Annotated in this window: 12 protein-coding genes; 1 reads left to right on the plus strand and 11 read right to left on the minus strand. The window is 67.8% G+C overall.

Annotated features, from left to right (window positions below; translation table 11 throughout):
- Positions 1-78 precede the first annotated feature (78 nt).
- Positions 79-1,022, plus strand: a protein-coding gene (locus tag L1787_RS12075; RefSeq protein ID WP_235708155.1) for an IS630 family transposase whose coding sequence is annotated in 2 segments (ribosomal slippage) — positions 79-421 and positions 421-1,022 — 945 coding nt in all. Because the reading frame shifts where the segments join, the coding sequence is not laid out codon by codon here.
- Between the two features lie 127 nt (positions 1,023-1,149).
- On the opposite strand, the gene L1787_RS12080 is transcribed toward L1787_RS12075, so the two are convergent.
- From L1787_RS12080 to L1787_RS12130, 11 genes are all read right to left on the minus strand, one after another.
- Entirely contained in the window at positions 1,150-1,755 is a 606-nt protein-coding gene (locus L1787_RS12080) for a DedA family protein (protein WP_235709123.1), read from the minus strand.
- Positions 1,756-1,913: 158 nt separating this feature from the next.
- Positions 1,914-2,900, minus strand: a complete 987-nt coding sequence (locus L1787_RS12085) for a zinc-dependent alcohol dehydrogenase family protein (RefSeq protein WP_235709162.1) — start codon at positions 2,898-2,900, stop codon at positions 1,914-1,916.
- A gap of 31 nt (positions 2,901-2,931) precedes the next feature.
- On the minus strand, positions 2,932-3,765 hold the full coding sequence (locus L1787_RS12090) for a universal stress protein (RefSeq protein WP_235709124.1): 834 nt from the start codon (positions 3,763-3,765) through the stop codon (positions 2,932-2,934).
- Between the two features lie 127 nt (positions 3,766-3,892).
- Positions 3,893-5,083: an SAM-dependent methyltransferase gene (locus L1787_RS12095; protein WP_235709125.1), complete on the minus strand. Its 1,191-nt coding sequence runs from the start codon at positions 5,081-5,083 to the stop codon at positions 3,893-3,895.
- 100 nt (positions 5,084-5,183) lie between these two features.
- Positions 5,184-8,519, minus strand: coding sequence for an AAA family ATPase (locus L1787_RS12100; RefSeq protein ID WP_235709126.1), 3,336 nt, complete (start codon positions 8,517-8,519; stop codon positions 5,184-5,186).
- Between the two features lie 366 nt (positions 8,520-8,885).
- The gene (gene purH, locus L1787_RS12105; RefSeq protein ID WP_235709127.1) at positions 8,886-10,472 is read right to left on the minus strand and encodes a bifunctional phosphoribosylaminoimidazolecarboxamide formyltransferase/IMP cyclohydrolase; all 1,587 of its coding nucleotides are present in this window, start codon (positions 10,470-10,472) and stop codon (positions 8,886-8,888) included.
- A 15-nt stretch (positions 10,473-10,487) separates the two neighbouring features.
- Positions 10,488-12,194: a heparinase II/III family protein gene (locus tag L1787_RS26055; RefSeq protein ID WP_235709128.1), complete on the minus strand. Its 1,707-nt coding sequence runs from the start codon at positions 12,192-12,194 to the stop codon at positions 10,488-10,490.
- 370 nt (positions 12,195-12,564) lie between these two features.
- Positions 12,565-13,917 (minus strand): RsmB/NOP family class I SAM-dependent RNA methyltransferase, encoded by a 1,353-nt coding sequence (locus tag L1787_RS12115; protein WP_235709129.1) that lies wholly within the window; start codon positions 13,915-13,917, stop codon positions 12,565-12,567.
- 88 nt (positions 13,918-14,005) lie between these two features.
- Positions 14,006-14,953, minus strand: coding sequence for a zinc metalloprotease HtpX (htpX, locus tag L1787_RS12120; protein ID WP_235709130.1), 948 nt, complete (start codon positions 14,951-14,953; stop codon positions 14,006-14,008).
- 85 nt (positions 14,954-15,038) lie between these two features.
- Positions 15,039-15,701 (minus strand): GNAT family N-acetyltransferase, encoded by a 663-nt coding sequence (locus tag L1787_RS12125; RefSeq protein ID WP_235709131.1) that lies wholly within the window; start codon positions 15,699-15,701, stop codon positions 15,039-15,041.
- Positions 15,702-15,784: 83 nt separating this feature from the next.
- On the minus strand, positions 15,785-16,963 hold the full coding sequence (locus L1787_RS12130) for a CCA tRNA nucleotidyltransferase (protein WP_235709132.1): 1,179 nt from the start codon (positions 16,961-16,963) through the stop codon (positions 15,785-15,787).
- Positions 16,964-17,039: the final 76 nt, after the last annotated feature.

Here is a 17,039-nt window from a genome sequence, read left to right on the forward strand (position 1 = left end):
CTAGAGCACTTTCGGCTTGCGGAGAATCGGGCAAATCAGATTCTGAGATGGTCGTGATCGCGTTCGGGAGTTCGCACGATGGCGCCGCTGTCCCATGATTTGAGGGTTCGTCTCGCAAGAGCCGTCGATGCCGGCGGCTCGGCTCGCCAGGTGGCGGCCCGCTTCGATGTGAGCCCGTCGACCGTCGTCAAGCTGATGCAGCGAGTGCGGGCGACCGGCAGCGTCGAGCCGGCCCGGATCGGCGGGTATCGCAAGCCGCTGCTGGCCGCTCACGAGGCAACGATCCGGGAGCTGGTGGCGGCAAACGGGAGCATCACGCTCGTCGAGCTGAGGGCGGCCATCATCGCGCGCGGCGGCCCGGCGGTGTCGCTGTGGGCGGTCTGGTCGATGCTGCAACGGCTCGGGCTCAGGCACAAAAAAAGTCGCTGAAGGCGGCAGAGCAGAACCGCCCCGACGTCGCGAAGGCGCGCCGGCGCTGGCGCGGTTTCCAGGGTTTCATGGATCCGGACCGCTTCGTCTTTCTCGACGAGACCGGAGCCTCAACCAACATGGTCCGCCGCACGGGCTGGGCCCCGAAGTCCGAGCGGCTCGTCGACCACACCCCGCACGGACACTGGCACACGACGACGTTCGTCGCTGGCCTCCGGGCGTCTGGGATCGTCGCGCCGCTCGTGCTGACCGGGCCGATGAACGGGCGGACCTTCCTCGCCTATGCCGAGCAGTTCCTCGCGCCAGCACTCTCGCCGGGCGACGTCGTGGTGATGGACAACCTCGCGGCGCACAAGGTCGCCGGGGTGCGCGAGGCGATCGCCGCGGCCGGCGCCAGCATCCTCTACCTGCCGCCCTACAGCCCCGACCTCAACCCGATCGAGATGGCCTTCGCCAAGCTGAAGGCGCTCCTGCGAAAGGCGGCCGCACGAACCCGCGACGAACTGTGGGATACGATTGGCGCACTCCTCGCCCGCTTCGATCCCGACGAATGTCGCCGCTACATCCGCCACTGCGGCTATGAGTACGACTGAGCCGAAAGTGCTCTAATGTCTCATTCGGCATCCCCGATCGGGCGAACGACGGCCGAGGCCGCACGTCGCGTCGGGAATAATATCCCGTAGGGGACGATGGGTGGAGGCAGACGGCGGCGAGGACGGTCTAATGCCGTTCCCGCGGGCGGTAGACGATGACGCGGTAGATATAGGAGATCACCACCGCCGCCACGATCACGTTGGTGAGGGGGTTCATCCACTCCTCCACCAGGTGATATTGCGAGCCGAGCGCATGGCCGGCGACCGCGAGGATCGCGGTGAAGGCGGTCGTGCCGATGCTGGTCAGGAACACGAAGCGCGGCTGGCTCATTTTCGCGATGCCCGCGGGGATCGAGATCAGCGTGCGCACGGTCGGCAGGAGCCGCCCGATCAGCACCGCCTTCTGCTGATGGCGAATAAACCAGGCGTGGCTGCGGTCGATGTCATCGTTCGAGATCGTCAGCCAACGGCCATAGCGACCGATAAAGCGGTGCACGCGGGCAAGCCCCAGCCACCAGCCGATATAATAATAGAACACCGCCCCGGCGATCGATCCGATCGACCCCGACAGGATGACGAGGAACAGGTTCATGTCCCCGCGGTGCGCGACATAGCCGGCGAGCGGCATGATCACCTCGGACGGAATGAACGGGAACACATTTTCGAGGAGCATGAGGAACGCGAGCCCGACATAGCCGCCATATTCCAGAAAATGCGTAATCAGGTCGAACATCGCTTTGCCTCGTCCAATCGTTCGCCCATCAACGCATCGAGTGCGCCGTGCGATCACGCCGCGCTGGGCACTCCGCTCGATATCGGATCTGATATGTCAGGGTTGCTGCCGCGATATCGACGGGTCGCGACGTTTTGACAGCCCGTCTCGACGACGGGTCAGGGCACCAGCACCGCCGCCCCGTCGAGCCGGCCGGCCCGCAGGTCCGCGAGCGCGGTGTTCGCCTCCGACAAACGATAGACGGTCGTGTGCACGCTCACCGGATGCCGCTCCATCAACAGCATAAAGGACTCGCCGTCCTCGCGCGTGAGGTTGGCGACCGAGCGGACCTCCCGCTCGCCCCAGAGATCGGCGTAGGGAAAGCCCGGGATGTCGCTCATATGGATCCCGGCACAGACGACGCGGCCGCCCTTGCGCACACGTTTCAGCGCCTCCGGCACCAACAGGCCGACCGGGGCGAAGATGATTGCCGCGTCGAGCTCCTCCGGCGGCGCCTCGTCCGATGCGCCCGCCCAGGCGACGCCGAGCGAACGGGCGAAATCCTGCGACCGCGTATCCCCGCGCCGGGTGAAGGCGTAGACCGTCTGTCCCTCGGCGGCCGCGACCTGCGCGATGATGTGAGCCGCCGCGCCGAAGCCGTAGAGGCCCAGCGTCTTCGCCTTTCCCGCCATCCGATAGGAGCGATAGCCGATCAATCCGGCGCAGAGGAGCGGCGCCCCCGTCCGGTCGTCGAACGAAGCGTGGGGGAGTTTCAGGCAGAAGCGCGCGTCGGCGGTGAGGTGCGTGGCGAAGCCGCCATCGCGGGTGTAGCCGGTGAAGGTCGGCGCATCGCACAGATTTTCCCGCAGCGACACGCAATAGGGGCAGTGCCCGCACGTGCTGCCGAGCCAGGGAACGCCGACCCGGTCGCCGCGTGTCCATCCGACGACGCCCGCCCCGAGATCGAGGACACGGCCGACGACCTCGTGTCCCGGCACCACCGGATAGGACGCGTCGGTCAAATCCCCGTCCACGACGTGAAGATCCGTCCGGCACACACCGCACGCCGTGACCTCGATGAGGAGTTCGCCCGGCCCCGCGCTGGGGATCGGCCGCATCTCCTCCTCGAGGGGACGCCCCGCCTCGCGGAGGACCATCGCGCGCATCATCTCGGCCATGAACGGCTTCGCCTTCGCCCTATCGCGACATCAGAAGCGGCACGTCCACCGACGCGAGAAGGTCACGCGTCGCGCCACCGAACAGCATTTCGCCGAAACGGGTGTGATTGTAGCCGCCGCTGACGACGAGATCGCCGCCGACTTCGTTCACCCGGCCGAGAAACGCCTCGGAGAAGGATCGGTCGGTCCGCGCGAGGGTCTCGATCGACACCTTGAGCCCGTGGCGGGACAGCATCGTCGCAAGGTCCGCGCCGGGCTCCTCGCCGTGCCGGTCGAAGGTGACCCGCGGATCGAACATCACGATGCGCACGTCCTTCGCCTTGGTCAGGAACGGCATCGCGTCGCCGATCGCGCGGGTCGCCTCGCGGCTCGCGTCCCAGCCGATCACGACCGTGTCGATCGACCGGGAGAGTTCGGCGCCCTTCGGCGCGATCAGAACGGGATGGCCGCTCTCGAACAGCGTGGCGTCGAGAATGTGGGTCAGCGTCCCCGCCTCGTTGGACTTCGGCAGGATCGTGATGTCGGCATAACGGGCGTGCCGGGCGAACTCGGCGCCCACCACGCCGACGGGCAGCGAGACGCCGCGGACCTCGAAGGAGATCGCCTCCGTGGCGAGCTTCGCGTCGAGCGCGCGCGTCGCCTCCTGGACCTCCTGGCGAGCCGCCTCGATATCCTCGATGTAGCCGGCGAAGGGCACGTCGACCATGCTCGCATAGGGCTGGACCGGTTGCAGTCCGACGAGGAGCGCGACGAGATGCGCGTCATGATGTCGGGCGAAGTGGACGCCCTGCGCCAGAAGCTCTTGCCCCTCGCTGGAATTGTCGGCGTGAACGAGGACCGTTCTGAAACCCATTCTATCTCTCCAAGGACTGGTCCGCCGAGCAAATGCGAGGCGCACCCACCTGTCTCATGACGTCTCTTAGAACCATGCCGTGGCCCGGTATGGGTTGACGCCAGTCAAATGGGTTGCGCCCTCCCGCTCACGTGCGCAACCCGAGAAACGACGACTTTCCCCGCGCGGCCTTCTGCACCACGACCCGATAGCTCTCGATCTTGCCCGACTGCATGCACTGTGCCGTGCCCCAGAGATAAAGGCGAAAAAGGCGCAAGGTCTTGAGGCCGAAGCGCTCGATGAGCGCCGGTGTCGCCTCCTCCAGGTTGCGCGCCCATTGGCACAGGGTCAGGAAATAACTGTGCCGGTCATTGTCGATCGTCACGATTTCGAAATCGGTCTTGTTCACCGCGCTGACGAGACCCGGCATGTGGACGAGGGAATGATTGCCCTCGAAGACATGCTGATGGGAGAAGGTGCTGGAGGCGTATTTCCGGCGATTGGCGGCGAAATCCATGTAGATCCGGCCCTGATCGCGCACGATCCGGCCGGCATGGCGCAGGAAGCGCCGATAATGGGGCAGATGCTCCATCACGCCGAGGAGGACGATCGCGTCGAACGGCTCGTCGGTCTCGAATTCGTAGACATTGCGCAGGATCGGGGTCATCCGCGCCCCGTGCGCCCGCGTCTCGGCGAGGCTCTTCAGATAGGCGAGCTGCTCGCTCGAGATCGTGAGCATCGTCACCTCGGCCCCGCGCGCCGCGGCGAAATCGGAGAAGCTGCCCCACCCGGCGCCGATATCGAGAACCCGGGAGCCGGGGCGGAGCCCGCACACGTCCCAGATCGTTTCGAGCTTGCGGCGCGCGGCGGTTTCGAGATCCTCGTCATCGTCGGCATAGAGCGCCTGGGAATAAAGGCGGTGCGAGCGATCGAGGAAGGCGAAATAGAAGGCGTTGCCGTGGTTGTAGTGGCGCGGCACGAGGTCGTTGTCGTTCTTGACCTGGCCACGCACCATCGGAAGGGCGAAGCGGAGAAATTGCAGCCACGGGTGCCGGTCCGACAGATAAAGGCGCATATCGAGCAGCTTCAGGAAGTCGCCATCGAGGTCGATATCGCCGTCGAGATAGGCGAGCGCGAGCCTGTATTCGTCGAGCGAGGCAAGCGCCTCGGCGCCGGTTTCGGTCTTGATGTCGATCTGAAACGCCGCGGCATTGCTGGCCGGATCCCCGAAGCGCTCCTCGCCCCCGCCCGGAAAGGTGACGACGAATTGCGGGACGGCGGTGCCCCCGATCCGCTCGTTAATCGCTTTGATGACGGAGGCTTTATCGATCCCTGCCATACCACCGCTCAATTTATTTCATTTCACAAATAAAAATTTCTCGAAATAAAGTATTCATAGAACGGATTGCATTGCAAGCCGCGAGATCATCTCGTGACGACTAGTGTGCGGTGGCGCGGGGCTGCGCGCCCGCCTCCTGGGCCTGCAAGTCCGCGAGGAAGGCGCGGGCCTTGTCGAGCTCGTCGCTGTCGGCCTCGTCGGCGAGCGAGTGGCAGGCGGTGCTCATGGTGTCGATCGCATCGGCGAGTTCGCCCCTCTCGGCCTGCAAGGTCGCGAGATCGACACCGGCGCGCAGACGCAGAAAGCACGCGCCCTGGTGCGCGGCGAGTTCGACGGCGCGATAGAACCAGTGGATCGCCGCGTCGCGCTCGCCCCGCGCAACGGCGAGGCGGCCGCGGAAGCGATAAAGCTCCGCCTCGCACCACCGCACCTCGGTCTCCTCGATCGCGGCGGCGCTCCCGTCGAGCGCGCGTTCGGCCCGCGCGGTGTCGCCGAAGACCAGCGCGCGCTCGGCGAGGCAGATTTGCATGTAGCCGATATTGTTGCGCTGGTCGGTCGGCGCATGGGCGGAGATCTCGCGCTCCATGGTGTCGAGATGGACGGGGTTGGTGTCGCGGTCGGGCGCGAGATCGGCGAGCCAGAAGCGCGCCGCAGCCTTGAAGGCCGGAAAGCCACGCTGGCGGGTGAGATCGATCGCCTCCGCCGCCAGGGCCCGCGCCGCATCGAGATCGCCGCTCAACCGATCGAGCGCCAGAAGGCGGACGAGCGTGTAGCCGAGCGTGAACGGGTGATCGAGTTCGCGGGCGAGGGACAGGGCCTCGGCGCGCCGCTCCGCATAACGTGTGACGTGGCCGCCGAGCCAGGCATGCATCGCGAGCCACACGAGCGTCGTGCAATAGGGATCCTGCCCGAGCCGGTGGGCGAGCTGCCGGTCGCGGACCGGATCATAGGCGGCATGGGCGTTCGACAGATGCCGCCCGGCGGCGGCGAGGTTACCCGTCATCATCTCGGTGATGCCGACGAGAAGCTCCGCCGTCATCACGAGCTCCGGCTGGCCGAGCGCATGGGCGGTGATCAACAGATCGCCGCTCAGGGCGCGCCCCTTGGCGATGTCCGCCCGCACGATCGAATAGCGCGTCAGCCCGAGGAGCGCGTGGAACTCCGAGCGCACGTCGCCATATTGGCGCGCGAGGGTGAGGATGCGGCGGTAGTTGCTCGACACCTCGTCGACGGCATAACCGCGCGTCGCGGTGAGCGCGGCGCCATAGGCAGGGCGCAGCGTGAGCTCCAGCCGGTCGCGCGCCTCGGGGTCTGCGACCTCGGGCAGGATCGCGATCGCCTGCTCGATGTGGTTGCGCGCCTCCACATAGGCCGAGCGGGCAAGGGAAAGCTCGGCCGACTTCAGGAAGAAGGGAATCGCCGTCGCAGCATCACCGCCCGCCGCATGGTGACGGGCGAGGATGTGCGGCTCGCGGTCGGTGAGGTCGGCGAAGCTCGTTTCAAGCACCTGCGCGATATGGCGGTGAAACACCCGCCGATCGCGCCTCAACAAAGAGGAATAGGCCGCGTCGACGATCAGCGCATGGGCAAAACGATACTCCACCCCGTCGCGATACCGCCGCGCTTCGAGAAGCCCCTCCTCCTCGAGCGCGATGAGGCCCTCATCGAGCCCGTCATCCTCGAACGGCCATGTCGCGTGGAGGAGCGCCCCGGTGAACTGGCGGCCGAGCAGCGACGCGAACTGCGCGACGCGCTTGTTGCGGCCGAGATTGTCGAGCCGGGCCTGCAGCACCTGTTGCAGCGTCACCGAGCGCCCGAGGCCGCCGACATCGATCTCCTGATCGGGGGACGAGCGCTTGGCCAGCATCTGGACCGCGTGCTGGATGAAGAGCGGGTTGCCGTCGGTCTGCTCGACGAGTTTGGACAGGCCGACGCTGGAGAGCGTCGTGCCGTCGATCAGCGAGGTCACGAGCCGGCGGGCCTCGTCGACCTCCAACCGCCCGAGCTTCAAGGTCAGATCGCTCGGCACCGCGAAACCGCCGCCGCGGCTCGTCAGCACCACCAGGATCGGCGCGTCGCCGATCTCGCGAACGAGGTGGTTGAGGAGTTCGGCGGTGGTCGCGTCGATCCAATGAATGTCTTCGACGACCACGAACAGCGGCTGCTTGCGCGACAGCGCCCGCATCCAATCGGTGAGCGCCGCGAACAGGCGCGTCCTGAATTCCTGCGGCGGCAACGCGGCGATCTCGTCGGAGACGCCGGAGCGTATTGACATCAGGCGGGCGATCAGCGCGATCGAATCGTTCTCGAGGACCGGGTTCGCTCGCACGAAAGCCGTCAGCTTGGTGAGCCGGGTCGCAAGGTCGTCCTCCGCCTTAATCCGGCAGATGAACTCGAAATGCGTCGAGACCGGGTGGAGCGCGGTGTCCTTGTTCAGCTCGGCGCATTGGAAAATGAGCCGCATCGTCTTCTCGTCGCGCGCGCTCGCATAAAGGTTGCCGACGAGACGCGACTTGCCGATCCCCGCCTCCCCCTCGACGAGCACCACGCGGCCATGCCCCGCCCGCGCCAGACGCCAGCACTCGAAGAGCGCGGCGATCTCCTCCTCGCGACCGACAAAACGGCCGCCGCCACGGGCGTGATTGGCAAGGAAGCGGCTTTCGAGCCGTCGCGCGGCGAGCACGCGCCAACAGCGGATCGGCTCGTCGAAGCCGCGCAGCCGCTTGTAGCCGAGGTCTTCATAGTCGAACTCGTCGGGAGCGAGATCGTGCGTCTCGTCGCTGACGACCACCCAGTTGGGGTTGGCGACGCCCTGAAGGCGCGCGGCGAGGTTGGGCGTCTCCCCGACGACGGCCTGATGCTCGGTGAAGTCGCCGGCCGCCATCGCGCGGACCACGACCGGCCCCGTCGCGATCCCGATCCGCACGCCGAGCTCGACATCGGGCCAGGCGGCGAGCGAGCGGACCGATTCCGTCGTCGCGATCGCGGCGTGCATGGCGCGGGCGGCGTCGTCCTCGTGCCCGGTCGGATAGCCGAAATAGACGAACACGCCGTCGCCGACCACCTTGGCGACGAAGCCGGCGTGACCTTCGGCATGGCGCGCCACGGTCTCGATATAACTCGACAAGACTTCGGCCCAGTCCTCCGGGTCGAGCCGCGCGGAAAGGACCGTGCTGTCGATGAGATCGCAGAACAGAAGCGTGAGCAGGCGGCGTTCGGAGACGGTCGGAACGGCGCGTTGCTCTTTCGTCACGCGGCTGACGGCGGATCGGAGGGCCAATTGAAGGCGCTTCGCGCTCGGATCATCGAGACCGCGCGCCCGCAGATCCGCCAGCGACATGTTGCGCAGCACATCGAGGTCCACATCCTTCCCGACGAGGCGGTCGGCGAAGTCTTCAAACCCGTTTCCAACCAACCACTGCCAGGCACTTTGCATCCCGATTCTTGCGCTTTATTCGCCAATTCAGGGAAGCGATTGGGTGACAGCACCTTAACGCGCTGTCAAGCAGAACGGTCTATGTAAATTTCAAATAAATTTCAATGCATTTGGATAGATTTGCTTGCATCCAAAGCTGCCGCATGGACTTAAGCGCTTACCGCGCTTTCGGTTTCTACAAAATCCCAAGATGTCGGCGCCGGTCCCCCCGCGTTCGCCGAAATCCAATCACAACCACAAGATGCTATCAGGCGAACGATTGTGCGCGTTCCGACGTCGAACGGCCGCCGGGCTGGGCGCGGAACGAAAATGGCCCGCTCTCGTCGGAGAGCGGGCCACGCGCATTGTCTCGGCCTGTGCGAAGGGTCAGTGGCGGAAGTGGCGCATCCCGGTCATCACCATCGCCATGCCGGCGGCGTTCGCGGCGGCGATCACCTCGTCATCACGGCGCGAGCCGCCCGGCTGGATCACCGCCGTCGCCCCGGCGGCGGCGATGGTCTCGAGCCCGTCGGCGAAGGGGAAGAAGGCGTCGGACGCGGCGACCGAACCCTTCGTGCGGGTCTCGGCCTCGCCCGCTTCGCGCGCGGCGTCCTGCGCCTTCCAGGCGGCGATGCGCGCCGCGTCGACCCGGCTCATCTGCCCCGCGCCGACACCGACGGTCGCCCCGCCCTTCACGTAAACGATGGCGTTCGACTTGACGTGCTTCACCGCACGCCAGGCAAAGCGAAGGTCCGCCCATTCCGCATCGGTCGGCGCCCGGTCGGTGACGACCTTGAGCTCCGCCTCGTCGATCACCCCCGCATCGAGATCCTGGACGAGAAGCCCGCCGCCGACCGAGCGCACCATCGTGCCGCCGGGGGTCGGAAGGCCGTTCGTCAACAAGACGCGCACATTGGGCTTGCCCGCGAGGATCGCGAGCGCCTCCTCGTCGGCGCCCGGCGCGATCACCACCTCGGTGAAGATCGCCGCGATCCGCTCCGCCGTCGCCTTGTCGAGCGCCTCGGAAAGCGCGACGACGCCGCCGAAGGCCGAGACGGGGTCGCATTTGCGGGCGTCTTCATAGGCCTCGGCGAGGCTCGCGGCTGTCGCGATGCCGCACGGATTGGCGTGCTTCACGATCACGACCGACGGCCCGCCGGTGAAATCGGCGACGGCCGTGAGGGCGGCGTCGGCGTCGGCGATGTTGTTGTAGGAGAGCGCCTTGCCCTGGACGACCTTCGCGGAGGCGATCCCCTCCCCGCCGACCGAGCGATAGAAGCCGGCCGACTGGTGCGGGTTCTCGCCATAGCGCATCTCGGCGACACGCCGGCCGCCGAAGGCGCGCCAGACCGTGTGGTCGACGTCGGTGTCGTCATCCGCCGTCGCCCCGTCGAGCCAACCCGCGATCGCCGCGTCGTAGGCCGACAGGCGCGCGAAGGCCTTCGCGGCGAGGCGGCGGCGCAGCGCGAAGGGAACGCTCGTCTCGTGCGCTTCGAGCGCGCTCGCGACGGCATCATAGTCGGCCGTGTCCACCACCACGGCGACGTGATGATAATTCTTCGCCGCCGCGCGGGTCATCGACGGCCCACCGACGTCGATCTTCTCGACGAGCTCGCGCTCTTCCGCCGCGCCTTCGAGCGCATTCTCGAACGGATAGAGATTGCAGACCACAACGCCGATCGGAACGATCCCGGCCTTGTCGATCGCGGCGACATGCTCGTCCTTGGACAGGTCGGCGAGGAGGCCGCCATGGACCGCGGGGTGCAGCGTCTTCACCCGCCCGTCGAGCATTTCCGGCACGCCCGTCAGGCTCGCGACGTCGGTGACGGGAAGCCCCGCCTCCGCGAGCGTGCGGCTGGTGCCGCCGGTGGAGACGAGTTCGATCCCGAGCGCGTGGAGGCGCTGGGCGAACGGAACGAGGCCCTCTTTGTCCGATACGGAAAGAAGGGCGCGGCGCACCGTGTTGGTGGTCATGAGCGGTCTCGGATTCTAATCGGGTTCACTGTCCTCGGCGTTTTCCGCCTCGATGTCGAGGGGCGCCGCATGACGGCCGATGTGCCAGCGCACGGTGTCATCGGTCAACGTGTTGCCTGCTATGACGATCTGCGTGGTGCGGCGAACCTGGCGCGAGGCGACGAGGGTGATCGAGTCTTCGAGCGCCAGACCGGGCCCCTCGTCGAGGCCGAACAGCCAGATCGCACCGTCCGGCAGGGTGAGGAGAACCCGGTCGCGCTTGGGCTCCAGCCGGGCCTTCACGTTGGGGCCGAGATGGAAGCGCACCGCGAAGGGATAGCCGTCGAGCCGGTCGGGACCGATCAGCCTGTCCTCCCCATCGAGCCAGAGGCCGTCATCCGCGAGGGTAAGGCTGCGCTGATGAACGAGGCCGAACGCCTCGTGATAGCCATCGTGCTCGGCGCGCGCGCTCTGCCCCTCCCGCGCGACGTCGACCCGCCGCGGCCCGGCATAGAGGAGCGGACCGAGACACCCGACGAGCGGCCAGCGATCGAGCACCTTCGCGCTGGACCGCTCGGCGATCGCGAGCGTCGACTGTGCGGCGGTGGCGCGCGCCACGCCCGCCCATTCCGGCCGCGCCCGCTCCAACGCCCCGCAATTGACGACGAGCCTGTTCGCCCCGTGCGCGAACTCGAAGGCGAGCGCCGATGCGTTCGCATGGCGCGAATGGGTCGGCGGCGGCACGCGGCCGGTGTCGAAGAGGATGACGCTGTCGCCCGCCGACAGACGCTGAAAGCCGCTATAACGCGCGTTCGCCGCCGGTTTGCCGCGCACCTCGTCATAATAGAGCACGGTGTCGAGTGCCGCCGGGGCGACGAACCCCGCGCCGTGGAAGGCGGCGAGCCCGCCATCGCCATAGCGGAAGAAGCGCAGCATCGGGAACATGCGGTCGATCGCATCGCGCAGGAAGGTCGGCACGGGGAACTGACGGCGTCCGAGCGCCTCGCGCAGCGGAATGAGGAGGGTCAGAACCGTCACCACCGCCTCGGGGCTGCGGGAGGCGTGGCCGCCATCGGGCAAGACCTCGCTCGCGACGGCATCGGAGAGGATCCCCATCGACCAGCGCGCGAGGCGGCCCTGATCGGCCACCACCGTTCCGGCGAGGGCCAGCGACGCGGCGACGCGCAATCGCGTCATCCCCTTGGGGAGCGGTCCCAGAACCCGCTCCAGGCGGCGCAGATGCCGGCCGAGCGCGCGCATATAACGGGTGCGAAAGGCGGCGTCGGCGCCGTTCAGCAGCAGCGGCGATTGGACGAGCCAGGCGACGAGCCGGTCGGCCATCACGTCGGGCTCGTTGGCGACCGCCTCGTTGGCGCTGGGCGCCTGGAGCCATTCGTCGAACAGCGCGCGGGCGTTCGAGGAGGACAGCCGATTGGCGTTCGCCTCCAGATGATGGAGCCAGCCGAACCCGTGCAGCGCCCGCGCCCATTCCGGCGAGGGTGGCGCGATCGCGAAGGGTGAGCGCCCCGACGCGTCGACCACCTCGCCGGCGAGCGCGAAGACGCCGGCATAGATGTCCGCCGCGACCGCCGCATCGGCTTCGACGAGCGTCTCGGGCGCGAAGATCACCCGGTTGGGCGGTGAAGAGGCCGGACGCTGCCACAGGAGATTGCGCGCGCCGGCGACAGCGCGCGCCGCGGCACGGCGTACGGCAAATCCGATCAGCGCGGGGAAAGTGGTCACCGTGGGGCCGGACTTCGACAACGCTCTCTCATCTGCTCGCCTCGCCGCGCCGGGTCGAGGTCGCATCGGAAGGGGCCGAGATGGCGCGCCCCTTCTAGGGCAGCTCTCGCACGCTTGGAATCAATCGGGCGAGAAGACGCTGCTCGATCGCAGAGGATTAGAGCATCTTATCCGCGCTTATTGGAGCGCGGGATGCGCCAATGCACGATCCGCGAAACAAAAATCGATCGCGGAGCGTGCCCGTCCTCTCCGTCGGACGCAATTTTGCGTCACCCGGCGCGCCCCGGCCGGGGCGAAACGCGCCCACGGGGAGATTTTGCGCCCGCACGCTCCGTCAACCCCTTCGCCCCGGATTACGGCATGGCGCGGGCTAGTTTCGCCGGAAGCGCGCCGCAAAGAAACCGTCGAGACCGCGCAGATCGGTGCCTTCCAGCGCCATGTGGGGGAGTGTGCGCATCGCGCCCTCCTCCGTCGCAAAGGCGGCGGCGGGACCGTCGGTGATCGGCTCGAGCGTCAGCTCCGGCAGGAATTTGGCGACGAAGCGGAGCTGCGCCTCCCCCTCTTCCGGCTCGATCGAGCATGTCGCATAGACGAGGCTGCCGCCGGGCGCGAGGCGCGCCGCCGCATGGCGCAGGAGATCCTTCTGGACGCGCGAGAGGGCGGTGATGTCGGCCTTCGTCTTCGCCCAGGCGACGTCCGGCTGGCGGCGCATGGTGCCGGTCGCCGAGCACGGCGCGTCGAGGAGGACGCCGTCATAGGTGCCCTCCGCCTGAAGCGCGTCGCCGACCACCACATCGACGCGGTCGGCAAGACGCGTGCGGGCAAGATTTTCGCGAAGCCGTGCGGCGCGTCCGGCATCGATCTCGACCGCCGTCACGCGCGCCCCGGAGGCGGCGAGCTGCATCGTCTTGCCGCCCGGCGCGGCGCAGAGGTCGAGAATATGTCGGCCCGCGACGTCGCCGAGCAGCGTCGCCGGAAGCTGAGCGGCGACATCCTGAACCCACCAGGAGCCCGCCGCATACCCTTCGATCTCGGTGACGGCGCCCGCCGGGAGGCGCGCCCCGCCGGTCGGCAGCCGCTCGGCGCCCTCGGGCAGCGGGCTCGGCGCGGCGAAGGCGAGATCGAGCCCCGGCTCCTCCCGGTGGATCGCGGCGATCGCGGCGGCGTTCGCCTCGCCATACGTTGCGACCCATCGCTCCCAGAGCCAGCCCGGCGTGTTCGCCTCGACGGGCAGGCGGGCGAGGAGAAGGTCGCGCTCGCGGATGAGGCGGCGCAGGACCGCGTTCGCGAGCCCGGCGAAACCGCCGGTCGCCGCATCCCCCTTCAACAGCGCGACGGCGACATTGACGGCCGCATGATCCGCCTGCCGCATGAAGAGGAGCTGCGCCGCCGAGATCCTGAGGATCGAGCGCACCGCCTCGGCCCGCTTCGGCAACGCCTTGTCCATGAGATTGGCGAGACACCAGTCGATATCGCCGCGGCGCCGCACGGTGATGCGGGCAATGGCGCGGGCAAGCGCGGCGTCGCGCGGTTCGAGCCCGCTGTCCTCCCCATCGAGGACGGCGGCGAGCGGCTGATGGGCCTCGCACACGCGGGTGACGATCTCGCACGCCGCGCGCCGTGGCTCGACGCCGCTGACGGGCGGACCGCGCCGGCCGCTTTGCTGGGCGCCGCGGTCGGGCGGACGTCGCCGGCCGCCGCCTCTATTGTCGGACTGTGTCATCCGCGCAGTTGGCGCAGAAAGGGCGCCGCGCTCAAGAGGCCAATTGCGCGCCGTCTCCGGTCATCAACCGCCGACGGCGCGGCCGGCCTCACCCCCAGGGGCCGCCGGGACGGCGCGAACGGGTCGGCGCGGGCGATCCGCCGCCCCAAGGGCCGCGCGGCTCACGCCCGCGCTGCGGCGAGAGGGAGGCCGGCGTGCCGCCGATCTCCTGCGCAAATTCGCGCAGGCGGGCGATGCGGTTCGCGGTGTTCGGGTGGGTGGAGAAGAGGTTGTCCATCCGCTGGCCGGACAACGGGTTGATGATGAACATATGCGCCGTGGCCGGGACGGCCTCGGCCTCCTCGTTCGGGATCGTGCGGCCCCGCTCCAGCTTTTCGAGCGCCGAAGCGAGCCACAGTGGTTGGCCGCAAATCTCGCCGCCGCGCCGGTCGGCGGCGTATTCGCGGGTCCGGCTGATGGCCATCTGGACGAGCATCGCCGCGAGCGGGGCGACGATCATCGTCAACAGCATCCCGACGACGCCGAACGGGTTGTCGCGGTTGCGGCCGAACAGGAAGGCGAAGTTGGCGAGCATCGAGATCGCGCCGGCGATGGTCGCCGTGATCGTCATGATCAGGGTGTCGCGGTTTTGGACGTGGGCGAGCTCGTGCGCCATCACGCCGGCGATCTCCTCGCGGTTCATCGAGCGCAGGAGGCCCCGCGTCGCCGCGACGGCGGCATTGTCGGGATTGCGGCCGGTGGCGAAGGCGTTCGGCTGATCCTCGTCGAGGATGTAGACGCGCGGCATCGGCAATTGCGCACGGGCCGCGAGCTCGCGAACGATCGCATAATATTCAGGCGCGGTGCGTTCGTCGACCTCCCGCGCATGGTGCATGCGCAGGACGAGTTTGTCGGAATTCCAGTAGGAGAAGACGTTCATCGCGACGGCGATGCCGAAGGCGATCAGCATGCCCTGCTCGCCGCCGATGACAAAGCCGACGCCCATGAAAAGCGCGGTCAGACCCGCCAGAAGGAGCGCCGTGCGAAAGTAGTTCATGAGCCCGCCCAGAAGAAATCCGTTTGATGAAGCAAAATATTTGCACCACCGGCCGTTTTATCAACCGCGACAGGATGCGCGTGCCTCAGGCCGCGCCGTCCGTCGTCGCCCCGGTCGGCGCTTCCCAGCGTAGGACGACGAATTTCGGCCGGTCGAACAGATAGCCCACCGGGCCGAGCGAAATCGTCTTGATCGGTTTCGCCCCGACGCCCTGATAGACCCGCATCGCCGCATCCGCCGTGATCGACGCCTCGGTGCGCCACGCCTTTTTGCCGCGGCGGATCACCTCGTCGCCGAGCCAATGAAGGAGCGAGGTACCGATGCCGCGCCCCCGCGCCTTCGGGTCGACCTTGAAGCCTTCGAGATAGAGCTCGTCCGGCCGTCCCCGGCGCAGGGTCGCCTCGGTGAGCCAATAGCGCGCGGTGCCGCTCACGGCGCCGAAATGCTCGCGATAGCGACTGGAATCGGGCCACACCGAGCCCTCCCCATCCATCCGGTAGGAAATGAGGCCGGCGATCTCTCCCTTGACGAGCGCGATGCAGATCCGGTCCGGCCGGAGGCGGTTGCCGAGCACCTTCTCCCGCACCTCGGGCAGGCCGACAATGCGGTTCAGCGTGGCGCGCTGGGCGACCGAATAGGCCGCCGCATCCGCGGCCAGGAAGTCCGGCACCGGCGAGACGAGCATCCAATCCTCGCCCTCTTGGTAGATGCACTCGGGCGGGATGGCGGGGGTGGTGGCGACGGCCATGATACGACGTTCCGAATTTCACGCGTGACGAATGCGGGCGCGCCCGTCGGTGTTCCGGTCGCGACACTGCGTCTCCTCACACACTATCCGTCTTTTTCCAAGTGGGCACGGTCGAGCGCGAGGAGCGCGTCCTTGCCGAGGGCGAAGTCGCTGTCGCGCCAGGCGGCGTCGAGCCGGCGGAGGCGAGCGCCGAGTTCCGGGCCGCCGGTGTCGCCCTGGCGCAAAAGATCGTTGCCGGAGACCGGAAAGACCGGCTTCTGCCAATTGCGCGCCTCGGCGAGGATGCGCGGCACGTCGATGATGTCCACCCCGTCGGCGAGGGCGATCATCAGACCATCGCAAAAGGCTTGCGCGCCGTGGACGTAAAGGAGCTTGCGAACATGGGGCGCGGAACGCGGCGGCATGTCGCGCGAAGCGTTCAGCGCCGCGAGCCCCCGGTCGCGCCGTTTGCGGGAAAGTTTCAGCGCACGGGCGGCTTTCTCGAACCGGTCGATGTCGAATCCGACGAGCGCGGTGAGGCCGAGAACCGGGGCGAGCTGGCGCCCGGCCGCCGCCTCCACCCGCGCGAGCGCGCGAAAGGAGCGCGGCGCGAGAGGCGGCTTCAGGAACGGCAGGAGAAAGCCTTCATCGGCGAGGATCGCGATCACGTCGACCGCGCCGGGCGCGCCCATCAGGCGCATCAATTCATGCTGGACGCGCTCGACCGCGAGGTTCGCGAGAAGCGCCTTGTTGCGCCGCGTCGCAGCGAGGCCGTCCGGGTCCGGCGCACTCGTTCCGTAGCTCGCATGGAAGCGGAAAAACCGCAGGATCCTGAGGTGATCCTCGAGAATGCGCTGATCGGGGTCGCCGATAAAGCGCACCCGCCGGTCGAGGCAATCCTGGTAGCCGCCGCAATAATCGAACCCGCTCCCGTCGCGATCGAGATAGAGCGCGTTCATCGTGAAGTCGCGGCGGCCGGCGTCCATCTCCCAATCGTCGGTGAAGCGGACCGTCGCGCGCCGGCCATCGGTCGCGACGTCCTCGCGAAGCGTCGTCACCTCGAAGGGGTGGCCGGCGACGGTGATCGTCAGCGTGCCGTGGACGAGGCCCGTCTCATAGACGTGGAAGCCGGCCTCCCGTGCGGCGCGGGCGACCCTGTCGGGGGTCGCGACGGTCGCGATGTCGATGTCGCCGATCGGCTCGCGCAGCAGCGTGTTGCGAACGGCGCCGCCCACCACGCGCATCTCCCCGACGGGCGTGAGCGCATCGAACAACCGAATCACGGGATCGCTCTTCAGCCACGGCGCTGTGAGATTGAACCGTTCGACCACGCGCTAGATCACCACCCCGTCTCTCCCG

The organism is Acuticoccus kalidii (assembly GCF_021556395.1).
Taxonomy (GTDB): domain Bacteria; phylum Pseudomonadota; class Alphaproteobacteria; order Rhizobiales; family Amorphaceae; genus Acuticoccus; species Acuticoccus kalidii.

Coding starts and splice junctions, on each gene's coding strand:
- L1787_RS12080 (WP_235709123.1), bottom strand. CDS start 1,755: ATGTTCGACCTGATTACGCATTTTCTGGAATATGGCGGCTATGTCGGG.
- L1787_RS12085 (WP_235709162.1), bottom strand. CDS start 2,900: ATGCGCGCGATGGTCCTCCGCGAGGCGGGGCGTCCCCTCGAGGAGGAG.
- L1787_RS12090 (WP_235709124.1), bottom strand. CDS start 3,765: ATGGGTTTCAGAACGGTCCTCGTTCACGCCGACAATTCCAGCGAGGGG.
- L1787_RS12095 (WP_235709125.1), bottom strand. CDS start 5,083: ATGGCAGGGATCGATAAAGCCTCCGTCATCAAAGCGATTAACGAGCGG.
- L1787_RS12100 (WP_235709126.1), bottom strand. CDS start 8,519: ATGCAAAGTGCCTGGCAGTGGTTGGTTGGAAACGGGTTTGAAGACTTC.
- purH (WP_235709127.1), bottom strand. CDS start 10,472: ATGACCACCAACACGGTGCGCCGCGCCCTTCTTTCCGTATCGGACAAA.
- L1787_RS12115 (WP_235709129.1), bottom strand. CDS start 13,917: ATGACACAGTCCGACAATAGAGGCGGCGGCCGGCGACGTCCGCCCGAC.
- htpX (WP_235709130.1), bottom strand. CDS start 14,953: ATGAACTACTTTCGCACGGCGCTCCTTCTGGCGGGTCTGACCGCGCTT.
- L1787_RS12125 (WP_235709131.1), bottom strand. CDS start 15,701: ATGGCCGTCGCCACCACCCCCGCCATCCCGCCCGAGTGCATCTACCAA.